Here is an 18,336-nt window from a genome sequence, read left to right as displayed (position 1 = left end):
CCTCACGTGGAAATTCGTGAGGGAAGTCTTTTTATTTTATGAACAATTCGCCTATGGGCACATCGGCGCTGGTCCGCCTTTATAGAGGTAACCTATCAGGTAAGTTACATCCAGTAAATTGATGGAACCGTTTCCGTTGGCATCACCAGACTCCTGCGGGTCGGGTGGCGGACCCGCCTTATACAGATAATTTATCAGAAATGTAACATCAAGAATATTAATTGTAGCACTGCCGTTGGCATCACCGCAAATATATTCACAGACATCACCAATGCCGTTGGAGTTGGCATCGGCCTGATCCTCATTGTTCACGTGGATGCAATTATCACAGGAATCGCCGTGACTGTCTCCATCGGAATTGACCTGATCATTATTAATAGCAAAGGGGCAATTGTCACAGACATCTCCGAATATGTCACCGTCGGAGTTTGTTTGACTGGTATTATTGATCGACGGGCAATTATCACAGGCATCGCCGACACCATCTCCGTCGCCGTCCGCTTGATCAGGATTATAGGCGTAAGGACAGTTGTCGGTCTCGCAGGCATTTTCAGGATGACCCGGATCACCGAAACCATCGTTATCGGAATCATGGCAGGGAGGAACCGCCCAGGCATCAAGAAATGACAAAACCCGGCTTATTACCACATCGCGGTAATCATAATTCGGCAGATCATTTGCAATCGCCTCATAGCCGAAAGTGAAGAAGACCACTTTATAATCTCCCGCATAACTTAATGCTGAATACCCACCGCCGGTATTGGCAAACTGGAATGCGGGAACGGCGCCTTCCAGGGCATTTATTTTCTGGCTGAGATTGAAGGCCTGATTTGACCCGCTGTAGTATCTTATATGCAAGCCGTCTCCAATCGGCGACCCCGCAACTCCGTTGTGAATATACCAGAAATTGACGCCTCCGTATCCGGCATGAATATAATTTGCCAGGAAGTCAGGATCTTCTGTATTCAGTTCTCCGGCCAGCCCCTGGCCCGTAAGAAATAGATTTCCGCCGCCATCAAGATAATCTTTCATGACACTTATATCTTCAGGCTGCAGAAAATCCAGAGTGCTGTCCCCGGTGTACCAAATAACCGTATTGTACTGACTCATTAGCGATAATGAAGGGGACCCCTCGATCAATTTCTCGTGGACATGAGCCGGAACATCTTTTTGATAAAGATCGCCCCAATATATATTTTCATAATAAAATCCGCGATCATCATCAACTATCAAAACACGCGCCCGCCCGACAATTTCTTCGAAACCAAAAGTCTTGATATAGGCGCTGTCGTCGGAGTTAATAGTCACATAGATGGAGTCATAGGAGGGATTTCCAAGATCAGGTATGATGTACTCGAGAGGGATTCCCAGATTATTTGTCTGTGCACCAGAACCCGGAATGACCTCGAAGTATATTGATTGCGTGTGAAATATTATTGCAGGGTCATTGCTCGAAAGTGTAATCAAGGTATTATTGGCGTCCTGACCATAGTTCTTCAGGTAAAGATAAACTTGAATCGTGTCGCCGATATCATTGAATGCGTCGCCGGAGGAATTAAGAAATTGCGCCGAATCCAGGACAACGTATGGTTTCGTCCAGTCAATCCCCCCGAAAGTGGTGACCCCATAGATCCCCCAGGTCACTCCGGCGCCTATTTCTCGCCATGCATACCAGTGTATTCCCTGATCCCAGGTATCTCGAATGCCATAGGTCATGGCCACATCATCATATCCGATACCGGCCACAAAATGATCGGTGGAGCCGTCGCCATCGGTGTCAACCAGCAACACCACCGGCCGCATTTGATCGATTTGGTTTTTGTAATTCTCGAAAGAGAATCCCCAGTAATCATAATTATTAACAACCGGAGTAATGCCGGGGGCCGCCTGATTGACATAGCCCAGGAATCCGGCAGGAATATCGGAGAACCAGCTCCAGCCATAACGATTGCTGTAGAGACTTTGCGATGTCTTCATATAATCCGCCACGCAATTATCGGCATGTGCGCCTCCGGTCTCTGATCGATCGGTGTAAAGCGCCGGAGAGTAATCAATTGGACATGCGTAATCCTGATAATGATCCGAATAGGGCTGTCCGCAAATCGGGTGATTGCTGTCGTAAGCAATCATGGCATTAACTGCCGGAGTCTGCGTGGAGGCATCTCCCGGGACAAGATCCGGCCCGACCATGTCCCAAAAACCGATCACCATTCCGACTGCCGTCGGCCCGCAGCCATGCTTCCAGATATAGGCCGGGACATCAGGGATAACAAATTGCGAGCGTGTGGTCGGCATCAGCCCGCGATCGGTTCCCGGCGGCGGAACCGGCCCGGTCGTACTCTGCTGAGCCGACAGATTTGAATTTATGGCGATAAATAAGAGCAATAAAATGGTCAGAATTCGAGGGCTGAACATACTACCTCCCGGAGAAAGATTGATGAAATGCAAAAACCATCGGGGTGTATCAACCACAGGTAATATAGAAAAACCACATATTCTGTCAAGTATTATTGCGACAGGTTTTCCGGAAGCCACATAGCCGGGTGAAGTGATTCAATTGTTGCAAAAAGGATATTTTATTCTTATATTATAATTAAGCAAAATCGCTCATCTTATTAATTTCATCAGGAGGGTCAATGAAAAAGTCATTCATTCCTCGATTATTGCTAATGGCAGCCATAATCCTGATCTCCGGGCTGGCCGTGGCGCAGGTGCCGAATTCGATGAATTATCAGGGGCGGCTTACCGATGGCGCCGGCAATCCTGTTGCCGACGGCGATTATTCCATATTTTTCAAAATTTATAATGCCGGGGAAGGCGGCGGTATCCTGTGGACAAGTGACAGGATGATGGTTCGCATTGTTGACGGGCTGTTCTCTGTTCGATTGGGGCCGTTCCAGGATAATCTATTCTCAGCCGACAGCTCCCGATGGCTCGGAATAACCGTTTCCGGTGATGATGAAATTTCACCACGAACACAGTTGATAACGGCGCCTTACGCTTTCCATGCAAAGTCGGCTGAATTATCATCGCCCATAATGTGGTCGGGCGGCTGTTCCTCTCATGGGCAATCTATGGGCTGGAACCGGTACTGCACCGATGTCGTGGATTTCAATACCGCTTCGGGTTATTTATCGATCGCAACGAGTGGTATTTTCACGGTCGAAACGGCCGGCTTTTATCGTATCAATGCCTGGGCGGCCAATGAATCCAATACGGGCGGATTGGTTCGAATAATGAAGAATGGCGGCAATATTCATGAAAATGTCCAGAATACACAGAGCGAGTGGCATACGCTTTCTGTCGATCTGACCTGGTATTTTGCCGATGGCGACACTTTTGAAGTGGACTACTACACCGATGGCACTTATGCTTATTACAGCTATGATGGAAACTGCTGTTACAGCCGCCTGCAGGTCAGCTATGTCGGCCCATAAATATAATCTTTGTAGGAGGCCAGGTTAGGCACTTATTAGACATCCGGAATACTAAAACCATCTATTTAGATATCGTTCTAATGATGCATAAGGCAGGGGCGGTTTTGAGCCGCTCTCCATGTGTCAATTACCAGGTATTTTCAATTTAGTTGCCTGAATGGTTTTATGTTTGCGTAGAGCTATCCGACCTTGCATCATCAGGTCCTTACATATCTCCCGGCACCTTGACTTTTTTAAATAGCCGCTATACTTTGTCCGTGGTATGAGGAGGTATAGCGATTAATAATATGGAAAACCCTGTGGGTCGACTAATCCTTAAGCCCAAAGAGGACCGTCGCCTCCGCGCCGGACATCTCTGGATATTCAGCAATGAGATTGCGGAAACAAGCGGGGCGGATGACAATGGCGGGTTGGTCGATGTGTTCCAGGCGCGGGGACAATTCGTCGGTCGCGGATATTACAATCGCCATACTTTGATTGCTGCTCGCATTTTAACTCGCCATAGCGAGGTGATCGATACCGCCTTCTTTATCAAGCGTTTTCGAAAGGCCCTGGCCTATCGCGAGTCTGTCATGGGGCAGGTTCGCTCCGGGCGGTTGGTTTATTCCGAAGGAGACCTTTTGCCGGGATTGATTGTTGACCGGTACGAAGACCGGCTGGTGGTGCAATTATTCACCGCCGGCATGGAAAAGCTGCGCGAAGTCATCATCGAGGCGTTGAAGGAAGTTCTCGCACCCAAAGGCATACTCTTGCGCAATGATACCTCATACCGCGAACTCGAGGGACTGTCGTCAAGCGTGGAGGTTATCTTCGGCGAGGTACCATCCCGGGTGACAATCGAGGAAGCGGGAGTGCGGTTTATGGTCGATCCGTTCGCGGGGCACAAGACAGGATTTTATTTCGACCAGCGCGACACCCGTGCCGCGGCTCGGGGTCTCGCTTCCGGGCGGCGGGTTCTTGACTGCTTCTGTTACAGCGGCGGTTTTGCAATCAATTATGCCCTGGGCGAGGCGACATCGGTTCTGGCAGTCGATGAGTCGGAAGCGGCGCTCTCCCTGCTGGCCGAAAACGCTCATTTGAATGGAGTGGAAAATATCATAACCACCGAACGCGCCAACTGCTTTGAGAAGCTCCGGAATCTGGCCGCGGAAGGGGAGAGGTTTGACCTTATCACGCTCGACCCGCCGGCATTTGTCAAAAGCAAGAGCAAGTTGAAAACCGCAATAGCCGGGTATCGCGAGATCAACATGACAGCCATGAAACTGCTTTCGCCGGGGGGAATTCTGGTGACTTGCAGTTGCTCGATGAACCTGGCTGATGATGCTTTCCAGAGCGTGCTGCGCACCGCCGCCCGCGACGCTCACCGCACTTTTCGGGTCCGCCGCTTTTTGACACAATCCGCCGATCATCCAATTTTGCAGGCCATGCTGGAAACGCAGTACCTCCGCTGCTACATCCTGGAAGCGCTGTAAATACTGTATTTGTAAAACTGCGGCGTGTCTAATCAAACCAGATTATTATCAATTGAACTGCAGCTATGCAAGCTTAGTCAGTGCCGGTCTTAATTCCCCATATGCGAACAGTGTTATCCCAGCCGGCCGTGGCCAGCAAGGTACCGGACCGATTGAAAGCACCGCGAATAATCGGGGCGAGATGGCCTTCCAATCGCTTGAGTTGAAGACCGGTCGCAGCATCGCGCAACACAACCGATCCATCATGTCCGCAGGTCATCATCACTCGGCCATCGGGGCTGAAATTGACGCAATTAATTCAGCCCTGACCGGCATCACAGGACCAGATCAGGCTGCTATCGGCAATATTCCAGAGCTTAACCGTTCCATCATCGGCGGATGAAGCTACTTTCAGACCGTCGGGACTGAATTTAACATATCCGATATTCCCGGAATGCCCTCTCAGGACACTCACCGGATTACCGGCTTGGCTATCCCACAAGCGGACGGTATAGTCGATTCCGGATGATGCTATCAGGTCCTGGTGGGGATTAAAATCAACCGACAGGACAGGCGCCGTATGGCCAATCAGCGTTTGAAGCAATGCGCCGGTTTGTGGATTCCACATTTTCACGGTGCCATCAAAACTGCCGGACACAAGGATACCTGAACTCTCCTGGTAATCAAGACTCCAGCACCCGCCTTTGTGGCCATCCAGAACACGCTCCAGACTGTCTGCTTCAACATTCCATATTCCGATCGGCCCAACCGGACCCGAAAAGCCCTGGGCTCCGCCGTACGCTATATAGCGGCCGTCAGGACTGAATGTTAAACCGATCACCCAATAAGGAAAATCTCCCATCTGCCCTGCCGCCGCGAGCGAGTCAACGCTGCGAACAAGCACTTTTCCATCCTGTCCGCAGGATGCCAGCAGTTTGCCATTAGGGCTGAAAGCGACCGTCCAGATCTTATCGGAATGGTCATAAAGCGTCTCCAAGAGCTGGACGCTGTCGGCGTTTTCAAGCGTAATGACAACACCGGAATTATTCCTGTTTTGAGTTTCTTTATTTCCTTTTGAACAAGCCGGTGCCAGCACCATCAAAGTTACAGCCAATGCACACAAAGCCAGAAAGGTGGAGATTATAGAACCATTATTCCGGCCGCTTCCTCGCCTTTTGGATTCGACCACACTCATCCTTCGCATAGGAGGTACTCCAAACATGATTGTTATTGATGTTGCCTGTCGATACAGGTTTCACTTCTAATGTCCACCCCTGTTAATAGGTCATTTATTTAATTAATCCTGTCATAAAATTATCAAGGTCTTTCAATTTTTATAATTTCTGTGCCGATGGTTTATAGTCGGGAGAACTTTGCAAACGATGGGAATGTTGTTGCTTTATAAATGCCGGAGGTCGGACCGGGTACCTGACAGACAAAATTTTGCGTTCAGGTTGGAATTAATGATTCAAACATAATCGGATTTGCCACCACTATAACGCAGAGACCAAAATACTCACTTATTTGGAAAAAAATAGCTGGAATAGAAAGAACTACAGAACGAAATCTGTTCGCTTTGATCAAAATCTAATGGATCCGGCGTGAACCGAAAGTCTGGTAATTTTTGAGACGCCTCAAAATCTGTCAATGGAGGAGATGAGCTACTCTGTCTGCGTAATCCATACGTGATTATATTAGTTGACGAGAATAAGGTCGGGCCGAAATACAACTCTGAATAAATACACTTTGTGTCCGGTATTTCACCTGGAAGTATAGTGGAGGAATCATGTCCGAATACTGCAAGATGGAATGAAATTTACATTCCCTGGATTGTCACAAATGGCGACTATAATAGTCCTAATTAATAACAGCAATCAGATATAACTTGACAAATTTGTAACGAATCCATAATATGTACCAGAATATATAATTATATTATTAAAAATATTTATTATTAACGACATGTTGTATTTTGGGTTGATCACACTATAAAACCTGTGTCGCACGTTCTTAATTGTTCTTGTTTCAGCGCTGGCAATAGTCAAATTAATTCATAGATACCTCGGTTAAAAATGATCAAATCTGCGGTCTTGTCTAAAAACTTAATACAGGGGAGAGTGACATGAAGCTTAATCCAATGTGGATTACGCTTTCTATCATTGCAATATTCACCATGGCGGTACCCGGGATTGCCGAATCGTCATCGGTGCCAACACAATCCACGATAGAAAGTAATGTTACTGGACAACTCCAGTATCGGATTACCATTGAGGGTGACCTGACAATTGTCCGCCCCCGGCAGGACAATATTGATGATAGTCATGAAATTATCTTTCAACGTCGTCCGGTGGACGGCCTGAAAAACCTCGAATCGAGCAATCGTGGCGAACCGGCTAAATCCTCAGCCAATGCTCTCGACTACGCTGTAGCGATTGATGGCGATTATGCTATCGTTGGAGCTGAATGGCATGATGACTTCCGGGGCGCCGCATATATTTTCAAGGGCGGTGAGGATGGTTGGGATGAGCCATATAAACTCGTCCCACCGGATCTTGGGCGCTTTGATCATTTCGGCAGTTCAGTTTCGATTAATGGAAATATTGCCATTGTTGGAACTACCTGGCAGAATCTTTTTAAGGGGGCAGTTTACATTTTTAAACTCGTTGATAATGAATGGCTTTTACAGCAGAAACTCACGCCTGCCGAATCACTTTTAGAGTGCCGGTTTGGCTCAGATATATGGATTGGCGGACAAGATATAATAGTTGCGACTAATTTACAGGAATCCGCCATAAATCAAGTTTATGCCTATAGACAGTCTCTCGATATTTGGACTGAAAAGCAGGCGGCTGCTGACTTAATTATAGATGGAATTTCGCAGGATTTAGAGAATTCACCTATTTACACGGAATCACTCGCGGACCTGATCAACGCGATGGACATGATAGAGGATAATTCATCGTTGCAACTCCAGTCCTCCGCGGAGGCTCTTCTACCGCCGGATTCGGTGTTGGCAACTGACGGGGCTTATGAGGATCGTGTCGAAGTTATGTGGTCAAGGGTCAATCTCGATGCCATCATTTACAAGATTCTTCGCAACGACACTTTAATTTCGATTATGTCAAGTGAGGATTCGCTTTATGCGGACAGAACAAGCACGCCCGGCATAACCTGCAATTATTGTATAGTCGTTGCGGATATGATTGGGGAGGAGTCCGAACCGGCTTGTGACGAAGGCAGCCGAATCATTTTCCCACCGATATCAGTTGCGGCCTCAGATGGCCAATATGATCAATTCGTCCGCCTCACCTGGATCGATATGTCGTTTATCGAGGCCGGTTTCTCCATTCACCGCAATACTGAGGAGATTGCTGTCCTGGACGCAAATTCCACCCGATATTATGACACTACCGCCGAGGCTGGGGTTTCCTATTACTATGAAGTTATCGCTTTTGATGCGAATAATAATATGGCTTTACCGAAAGGCGATAACGGCTTCCGTGGAAATATTCTTCCGCCGCTTGACGTATCCGCCTCGGACGGCGAATACCAGGACAGTGTGTTGGTTACCTGGACTGATCAGGCGGAAAATGAAACGGGTTACGCCATCTATAGAAACGATGAATTGCTGGCCGTGACGGAGGCCAACAAAAAATCTTATGCAGATTTGACCGCGTTAATGGGCATTGAATATGAATATTGTGTCGTGACATTGGGCACGGGATCTATTGAGTCCATACCGGTATGCGATATGGGAGGTATCGGCATCCTGCCGGCTCCTGATTCGGTCAACGCCAGCGACGCAACCTTCGACGACCATATCGAGATTACCTGGGATGACCCTTCCAATCTTGAAGACGGTTTCTGGATTTATCGGGACGGTGATTCGATCGCTACGACGCAGGCCAATGTCAGAATCTATAAAGATTTTCTGGCCTCTCCCGGTATATTACATAATTATTGTGTGATTGCGTTTAGCAATGACGGGGGACAGTCTGCTTCGATTTGTGACAATGGTTTTCAAAGTTATGTACTGGCACCTTACGAGGTGGAGGCCACTGACGGGACCTTTGAAAACCGGGTGGATATAACCTGGAAAAGTAACTCAACGACTGCCCTGCTGTTTAAAATATTCCGCGGTGATACTTTTATCAAATCCGTCAGTAAAGACAGCCGCTCTTACAGCGATTATGGCGGCACCGCCGGAGAAGAATATAGTTACAAGGTAACAGCGGCGGCGCTGGGTGTAGAGGCCACCGGTGAGCCCGATATGGGAAGCCGCGAACTTCTGGCCCCCACGACGGTCGCTGCAACTGATGAAGAATATGAGAATAAAATAATTATTACCTGGGCCGACAACTCATCGATCGAGCACGGCTATGTTGTCAAACGCGACGGTCAGGAGATCGGGACCACGTCGCCCAACAGTACCTCCATTACCGACATCACCGCCGAATCCGGGGTGACCTACAATTACAGCGTGGCCGCCTTTGACAACCTGGGCGAAGCCTATGGGGAATCGGATTGGGCAAGCGACGATGGCCGGCGGGTGCTTCTGGCGCCGAGCGGCCTGCTGGCGTCGGACGGCCGGTTCGAAAACCGGGTTGAACTGACCTGGGCCGATAATTCTTCCGCTGAAGATGGTTATATGATTTATCGTGACGGCGATTCGATCGGCACCACGCCGGATAATTTCACGTCATACACCGACCTTGTGGAGGTGGTTGGACAAGAGAGTGAATACAGTATTCGTGCATTCGACGCATACGGTGAATCCGACCCCGCTTCTGATCCCGGATTTGCCACTCTCATGGCGCCGGTGTCGGTTAATGCCTCGGATTTATATCTGGACAAAATCGTTCTAAGCTGGGTCGATCGATCTGAGATTGAAACAGGTTACGAAATATTGCGAGACAATGTTCCTATCGGCACGACTCCGTCCAATGTCAATACTTTCACCGATATTCCTGCCGGTGTCAGGACGCCATTCGATTACTGCGTCCGGTCACTGCGCGGTTTCGGCCAGGCTGATCCCATCTTTGAGGGAAGTTGTGATTTGGATGGTTATGCCGCCATAGCGGCCGCCGTGAAAGGCGACTATGCCTATGTGACGGATTTTGGTGCCTCAGCTTATGATGGAGCCTTCTTTGTGGTGGACATTTCTGACCCGCAAAATCCCGATTTAGTGAAAACATACTCGCTTTCAGCGAGGGCTATGGACATTGCCATCCGTGGCAAATATGCCTACGTGGCCAACTACGGCTACGGCCTTAATATCTTTAATATCAGCAATCCGGCGAACCCCGGCTTTGCAGGGCACATCACCACACCCAATCATGCCTTCGGGGTAGCCTTGAAAGGCGACTTTGCTTATGTCGCTGATTATCGGGGCGGACTTTGGGTAATAAATGTTAGTGATACGGCAAATCTAAGCGAGGTGGCACGTTATGACACACCCGGACAAGCGCGTCAGGTCGCCATTAATGGTGACTTTGCGTATATTGCAGATGAAACCAGTCTTCAAGTTATTGATATCAGTGATCCCAATAACCCAACCTTCGCAGGAAGTTATATTACACCAGACACTTGCCGTGACATCGCCATTACCGGCAACTATGCCTGTTTGGCTGTCGACATTTCAGGTTTGCTGGTAATTGACATCAGTGACCCGAATAATCCGGTCCGTATAGGCAGTTATGATACACCTGGAAAAGCTTTTGGCGTTACCTTATTTGGTGATTATGCCTATGCGGCGGATGGTAATTCCGGGCTTCAGGTAATCGACATAAGTGATCCGGAAAATCCCCGGTTGGCCGGAAGTTATAACACGCCAGGATCAGCCCGCGGCACCGTCGCAAGCGGTGATTATGCCTACGTGGCTGATTATGCTTCCGGATTACAGGTACTGAAAATAGGCAGCAGCTCGGAATCTGTGTGTGATGCGGGTGAGTACCCGGAATATATCCGCAGGAGCGACACCACCGATCTGGATATCACACTCTATGCCTCCGACCCTGAAGCAGGAGATAAATTTGGCGCGTCCGTCGCCGTTAGCGGCAACTATGCCATTGTCGGGTCTCCGGTGAATATTGATTCCACCGGCTCAGCTTATATTTTGGAGCGTGGAGCCGATGGAAGTTGGACTCAAAAGCAAAAGCTTATGGCCAGTGACATCGCAAGCGGTGATGTTTTTGGATTATCCGTTTCAATTAGCGGCAAATATGCTATTGTGGGGTCGCCATTTAATCATGGTGCTAACGCTTTATATTTGGGTTCGGCTTACATTTTTGAACGCGCCGCCGACGGAAAGTGGTTACAGAAAAATAAACTGCTGCCCACCGATGACAATAGTGGTAGTCATTTTGGAAAATCGGTGGCCATAAGCGGCGATTATGCCATCGTCGGGGCCAATTTTGATGATGAAAATGGTCTTGATGCCGGTGCGGCCTACGTTTTTGAACGCGACGCAAATGGCAATTGGTCGCAGATAAATAAACTTCTGGCTGCTGATGGCGCACCAGAAGATTATTTCGGATATCGAGTGGCCATAAGCGGCGACTATGCCATTGTCGGGTCGCCCGATGATGACGATAAGGGTACTCTGTCGGGCTCGGCTTACATTTTTGAACGCGGCGCAAACGGAAAGTGGTTACAGATAAATAAACTGCTGGCCAGTGATGGCCAGGCAAATGACCGTCTGGGAAGTTCCGTGGCAATCAGCGGTGATATAGCCGTTGTCGGCGCACCCCATGCTGACAATACAAGTGGAGTAAACGCGGGAACGGTCTATGTTTATCAGCGCAGTGATACCGGGTGGACTGAGGTGACACGACTAAGCGGGTGGTCAGGTTCACAGCATGGCTCTTCTGTCGGAATCAGCGGGGACAAAATCATTGTTGGCAGACCATATTTTAATGGTGAAAAAGGCTCGGCCTTTATTTATGACCGTGCAAATGCCTATGCCTGGAATTGGCTCCGAACGGTTAATCTTGATTATGGGGGTCGCTTTGGCTCTTCTGTCGGAATCAGCGGTGACGCGGCCATTATTGGAGCTCCATATGATGATTACCACGCTGATAGTATTACTACCGCCGGCGCAGTCTATATATTGTCGTCAACGGTCAATGCCACCGACGGTACCCCCAACAGCCGGGTCCGGGTAACATGGCATGATCTGTGGTCAAACGAAACAAAATTCATGATCTACCGTGATGGCGAATATCAAGGTGAAGTTGCTGCGGATATCGTGGTCTGGGAGGACTTTGGGGCTCTTCCTGGTCGGGCCTATGAATACTGTGTGGAAGCAATTCTTCCCAACAATACGACTGAGCGACTCTGCGATTTCGGATGCCGCCCGCCCAACGGTAATATTACCGGCAATATTTCGACCATGGCCGGAGCCGGTGTCGAGGAGGTTTCGGTCGCTCTCACTCCCCAGCCGAACCGCTCTCTCCTTTTTGACGGGGTGGCCGGGCATGTCCGTATTCCCGATCACGATGGAACCCTGAAGTTCGGCGGCACGACCAGTTATACGATTGAAGGATGGATCAGGTATTCGGAAAATGACTACAGGTGGATATTGACCAAAGGAACTACCCAGCAGTTTCCTTTCCGATTAAGACAGGCCCTGGGTCGGCTTAGATTTGATATTGGTGATGGAAATATTATCACTGTCACCAGTGAGCAGAGTGACCTGAATGATGATAAATGGCATCACTTTGCCTGCGTTCATGATGCCGACAATGACGAAATCAGGCTGTATATCGACTCGTTCCCCGCGGCGAGCGCCAATTACACTGAATTGGGGAATACCGCCAATGAATATGATATAAAGCTTGGTTCCACTCAATTCAAGGGTCAACTCGATGAAATCCGTATCTGGAATTGTGCCCGCACTGAATCGCAGATAAAGGCAACGATGCACCGCCTGCTGACCGGCGACGAACCTGGGTTGATCGGCTACTGGCCGCTGGATGAGGGCGGCGGGACCGTAATTTCCGATGAATCCGGGGGAAACCTCTATGGAGTTATCGAGAACGGCGTTTACTGGACCGAAGACACACCTCCTCTGATTATAAGCACGCCGACTGATATGGAAGGCAATTACGTCGTCGAAAAGATACGCTACGCCAGTAATAGCACCGATGAAACTTCGTTCGAAGTCCGGCCGTTTCTGGGACAACGGCAGTTCACGCCGGCGTTCAAGAAAATTACGTTAAGCGGTGAACATCCGGTCGAAAACCAGCTCAACTTCATCGAGACCACCGCCTTCACCGTTTCGGGCACAATCAAATTTGCCGGAACGGGTTGCCCGGTACCCAATGCCGAGATTCGCGTCGATGGTGAGTTCAGGGGCGCGACAGACAAGAATGGCAAGTTCTCGGTGTCGGTGAATAATGATGTGCATAAGATCGAACCGTTTATTGATAAGCATACCATTGCCCCTGTCTCCATCACGCAGCTGTTTGAGGATAATACCTCCGGTATCAACTTTACCGATTTAACCACGCGCACTCTTGCCGGCAATGTGGGCGGCGGATGCGGCCGGTATGTCGGCGTCGTAACCATTCGTATCCGCAGTGAAAACAACTGCCTGGATACCACGCTGACCACGGATTCCGCATACAGCATCATTCTCCCACCGCAGAAATACATGGTCAGGGCAAATGTGGATGAAAGCACGATTCCCGCAGGTTTGATAGGTTCCGATGTCGTTAATTTCTTCACCGCTCTGGGAACCCGCGAAATCAACCTGGCTGATGTCGATGAATCACTGAACTTCGTTTACCGGGCGCCGCTCCAGGTGACCATCAAGGGCCTGGAGAGCTGGGAATCGGATTGCCAGCTCGCTTTCGAAGGCAGAATCCTCCCGGAAGCCCTGCCGGTGATCCCACAGTTGACAGTGATCGATCTCACGATCGAGGTCAATGAATTTTATGGAAACGATGTCATGGGCAATCCCAGTTACTGCCCGCTGGACAGCGGCACCATCAGAATCTACGACGAGATTTTTGATATCGAGGACAGCCTCATAGAGCTTGAAGTTGTCAACGGTGAAGCGACTTACACCACCTTCGCCTGCACCCCGAGCCTTGTGGTCGGGCGGGTTGACCAGCAGGGCAATGACCGCTCTTTCCAGAAAGCGCTCCGTGCCACGGTCTATGTCCCGGGCCGACAGCCGATAACGGCGACCGAGTGGGTCCTGGTGACCGGTCACGTGGCGCCGGAGGGCGCCGATTTCATTACCGGCACCGCTCAAATGCCGATATATATTCTTCGCGACCCGCCCGGCGATTATTCATATTCCTTTCTTGATAGCAATAGCACAATACGAAGGAATATCCAATATAACATGGATGAAATAAGTGGTGAAACAGGCTTGAAAATAGAGACCTATACTGGAGTCCGAATAAAAACTTTTGTTGGTTTTGGAGCCGGATTAATTGAAGATTATGACTTTACATCACAGACTACTACAGAATTTATGCTCGGCGGTATGACGAATACGGAAAACAGGACCGATCTGACGACTACTATGAGAAAAAGATTTTCTACCAGTGCCGATGAACTCTTTGTTGGTGAAGGCGGCGATGTCTTTATCGGGATGGGGTCTAATTATATTTTTTCCAGCGTGGGCGTTGTCGAAGTCGATTATGAAAATTGTTTAGTCAATCGAAGAACTGCATTCGGCTTTGAGCCGGAATCAATTGAGACAATTTACTCTTACACGCATCAATATATTGAAGATGTTCTTATTCCCAATTTCAGCACCAAAATCGATTATTTTGATTCGCTTTATCCTCCTGATCCACTTGTGGGTCCCGATGGGGAGACTCTTCATTCAGACTCCAGTTGGATTTTTGTGATAGATCGAGATTTTTGGCAAGATATATTAGCTGAAAATGATTCCCTTAAAATTAATGCCAAATATCTTGAAAACCGCTCATTCAGCGCTGGGGCAGATTATTCTTACTATCTTGATTCTATGACCACTAAATCTTACACCCGGATACAAACATTTACTTTTGACGCCAAAACTGATTTTCTTGGATTTGGGATTAAGACAAGTCATGGTGGGATAGCTTGCAGTTTCCCCGTGCACGTGAATTATGAGTACGTAACAGATTATGACGAGACTGTGGCATCTACCTCGCAGGCGGTGGGGTACGTACTCGGCGATAACAATATCGGTGATCATTACACGGTGGATATCAAGGCGGATGCAAATTACGCCGGGCCGGTCTTTGATGTTCTGGCCGGAGTCAGCTCCTGCCCCTGGGAGCCGTGGCCCGATCTTGAAACCGGCGAACCGAGGATGATGTACCGCGATAAACCACAGCTTTACATGGACACGCCGGAAGAAGATCTCAAGAATATTCAGCCGGACGAGGTTGCCGTTATCAACCTGACTCTGGCCAACCTGAGCCCGACCGAGGATACCCGGATTTATGTCCTGCGTGAAGTCTCCACGTCGAATCCGGGCGGTGCAGTCATCAGCGCCAACGGTGTCTGGCTTTACGAGGGATTAACTTACTATGTTAATGGCGATCCGTCGAATAATTCGCAGCAGATCACGATGACGGTCGGGCGTGGCCCGACACGGTATTACTATGACAGCCTGGCGGTCATGGTTTATCCGCAATGCGAATGGGATATCTGGCAGCGTAGAACGGGGGGACCGCTGAATCATGCCGATACCCTGTATTTCGATGTTTCTTTCTATGCTCCCTGCAGTGACATCAGGCTGATGCGCCCGGAACCCGGCTGGGTGTTCAACAAAGCCAACGAGGATTCCGCCAAATCGCTTAAAATGTGGTTGACCAACTACGAGCTCGAAATCAGCGATTCCGTGGCCGTTCATTATGTCGGTGTCCAGTACCGCCGTCTGGGAACCGGGCCGGAAGGCCCGTCGGAATGGGTCGATGTCTGGGCCGATTCCCTCGGAGGAGTACAGACGGACATTGACTGGTTCCCTGATGACACGCTGGCCGACGGTGTTTACGAACTGCGCGCTTTCACCGATTGTAACGGTGATAACAACGGCGGCCGGGGGTTCTCGAGTATTTCGACCGGCACCATTGACCGCCACGCGCCGTTGGTGTTCGGCAAACCTCAACCGGCCGACAACATACTCTCGCTCGGCGAAGATATAGGTATCACTTTCAACGAACCGATTGACTGCCGCTCGGTTCTGACCGATAGTATAACTCTTGTGTACCTTGACGGGCCGAATACCGGCGGTACTATCCCCGTTGATATTGTCTGCAGCGGAAAAAGTATAATCATCACACCCGACCCTGATAGTGTTACTGCGGCCGATCTTGAGGACCGGGTGCTCGAGGCGACTGTCAGAGGTGTTCGCGATAAAGCGAACAACCCGATGGAAGCAGCCGAAACATGGGCGTTTCTTGTAAAACAAAGCGTCTTCACATGGCGGCAGGAATATCTTATCTGTGATGTCGCGTTTCGCGATCCCGGAATTATCACCGCCGGGCTGGTGAATGGCGGCGACTCGGCCGTGGTTTTCGAAATCACGAACCTGCCGTCGTGGATAACGGAAATTGTATATGCATCGGATATGCTTCCGCCCGGTGGAAAGCAGACAATCAGCTTCACCATCCAGGAAGACATTGGTCTTGGAAGCTACGAGCATGAAGTCACGGCTTCATGCGCTACGGGCATTACCTATCTCAACATCCTTCTGACAGTGTCTTGTCATGAGCCGGTCTGGGCCTTTGATCGGCGCATGTACGAGCATACGATGACCATCGTCGCTCAGGTCGATATTGATGGCACGCTCTCTGCTGATCCCGAAGACAGGATAGCGGCCTTCGTGGGTAATCAGCTTCGCGGTGTGGCCAATCTTGAGCAGATCATGGGATCGTACATGGCTTTCCTGACTGTATACAGTAATCGCTCCAGCGGCGAGACGATGCGTTTTCAGGTCTGGGATGACGACAATTGCAAGTTGTTCAATAGCACCCTCGAGCGCTTTGCCTTCGTAACCGACGGCCGCGTCGGCAGTCCGGGTTACCCTGTGACGCTTTCGGCTACCGATGTCCTGCCCGATACGGTGCAGGTGATCCCGCTGACCCGTGGATGGAACTGGTTCTCGACCCATGTGCAGGCCATTGATATGAGTGTCAATGGCGTCCTGTCATATCTGACACCGGCCACCGGAGATATTATCAAATCACAAACCGCTTTTGCCGAGTTCGATCCTGATATGGGCTGGGTCGGAACTCTGCAGTTGCTCGATAATGTCTCAGGATATATGGCCAAGTTGTCTGAGCCGGGAACTATTTTCCAGGAAGGTTCGATTGTCGATCCTCTGACCACTCCGATTCCTGTAGCCGATGGTTGGAACTGGGTGAGTTATCTCCCCGACACGGTCTTAAGCATTGCTACTGCTTTACAGGGTTTGAATTCCATCGCGGCCAACGGAGATATGGTCAAAAGCCAAACAGCCTTCTCTCAATGTTTCAAATCCGGTAACACAATCTCCTGGTACGGTGATCTCGATTTTATGGAACCTGATAGAGGATACAAACTATACCTCGCTAACGGCAGCAGGTTAAAGGACGGATTCATATACCCCGGCTTCGGCGGCACTCCGGCTCCATTATTGGCCGCGAATTCCGAGCAAAATGCGAACGGAGTCATGATATCGGAGGAGGCCTTGCCGGGCTGGTCCATTGACCGCAGCGACTATCAATATAATATGACGTTGACTGCCATATTGAATGTTGTGGATGCTGAATGTCGGGATGCGAATACCTTAATAGGGGCCTTTGTCGATGGTCAATGCCGTGGAATGACCCGGCCGGTGTACCTCGCAGGTCTTGATCGTTACTTGGCTTTCATCATGATCCATAGTAACAATGTTGCCGGTGAAACAGTGGACTTTCAGGCTTTCGTACCTGACGCCGGCGCTGTTTATGATATCGCGGAAAAAGTCTCGTATGAGGCTGATGCGGCCCTGGCTACCGTGCGAAGTCCTCTGGTTCTCAATGCCGATAAAATAGCCTATGAGATTAAGGATATTTTGCCTGAAACATTTAGGCTGTCACAGAATTATCCTAATCCATTTAATCCGATAACTGTAATTGAGTACAGTCTACCGGAGCAGTCACATGTTAAGATAGAGGTATTCAATATCCTTGGCCAGAAGGTTAAAAAGCTGATCGATGAGCCATCGTCTGCCGGCTATTATCGAATCGAATGGGATGGCACTGATTCCGATGGCAAGCAGGTCTCTACTGGTATTTATTTCTATCGCATGCAAGCAGGAGATTCTATCAAAACAAAGAAGATGATGATATTGAAGTAGAGGTTCCGCTTAATGAGAAGAGGGACAGGCAGTGTTGTCTGTCCCTTTTTTGTCTTATCTAATGGATATGGGCAAGCTAATCGCAATGTCTCGGCTATCTATCTGTGGCGCAATGCAT

Annotated in this window: 6 protein-coding genes; 3 read left to right on the top strand and 3 right to left on the bottom strand. The window is 49.4% G+C overall.

Annotation, left to right across the window (positions count from 1 at the left end):
* Nucleotides 1–51 precede the first annotated feature (51 nt).
* A complete protein-coding gene (locus CVT49_06770) occupies nucleotides 52–2,415 on the bottom strand; it encodes a hypothetical protein (protein ID PKK83833.1) in 2,364 nt (787 codons plus the stop codon).
* Between the two features lie 221 nt (nucleotides 2,416–2,636).
* On the opposite strand from CVT49_06770, the gene CVT49_06765 reads away from it, so the two are divergent.
* Complete coding sequence (locus tag CVT49_06765; protein ID PKK83832.1) at nucleotides 2,637–3,437, top strand: hypothetical protein; 801 nt, start codon at nucleotides 2,637–2,639, stop codon at nucleotides 3,435–3,437.
* A gap of 287 nt (nucleotides 3,438–3,724) precedes the next feature.
* A complete protein-coding gene (locus CVT49_06760; GenBank protein ID PKK83831.1) occupies nucleotides 3,725–4,909 on the top strand; it encodes an rRNA large subunit methyltransferase I in 1,185 nt (394 codons plus the stop codon).
* 73 nt (nucleotides 4,910–4,982) lie between these two features.
* Here CVT49_06760 and CVT49_06755 read toward each other — a convergent pair whose 3' ends face one another.
* Together CVT49_06755 and CVT49_06750 are read right to left on the bottom strand one after the other, a co-directional pair.
* Nucleotides 4,983–5,171 carry a hypothetical protein gene (locus tag CVT49_06755; protein ID PKK83839.1) on the bottom strand — a complete coding sequence of 63 codons (189 nt, stop codon included), beginning with the start codon at nucleotides 5,169–5,171 and terminating at the stop codon, nucleotides 4,983–4,985.
* Nucleotides 5,172–5,207: 36 nt separating this feature from the next.
* A complete protein-coding gene (locus CVT49_06750; protein ID PKK83830.1) occupies nucleotides 5,208–6,110 on the bottom strand; it encodes a hypothetical protein in 903 nt (300 codons plus the stop codon).
* Nucleotides 6,111–7,010: 900 nt separating this feature from the next.
* Between CVT49_06750 and CVT49_06745 the strand changes: the two genes are divergently transcribed.
* Entirely contained in the window at nucleotides 7,011–18,218 is an 11,208-nt protein-coding gene (locus CVT49_06745) for a hypothetical protein (protein PKK83829.1), read from the top strand.
* Nucleotides 18,219–18,336 lie beyond the last annotated feature (118 nt).

The organism is candidate division Zixibacteria bacterium HGW-Zixibacteria-1, from assembly GCA_002838945.1.
Taxonomy (GTDB): domain Bacteria; phylum Zixibacteria; class MSB-5A5; order GN15; family PGXB01; genus PGXB01.
The sequence above is the reverse complement of the archived record's forward strand: the minus strand, read 5'-3'. Positions and strand labels throughout refer to the sequence as shown.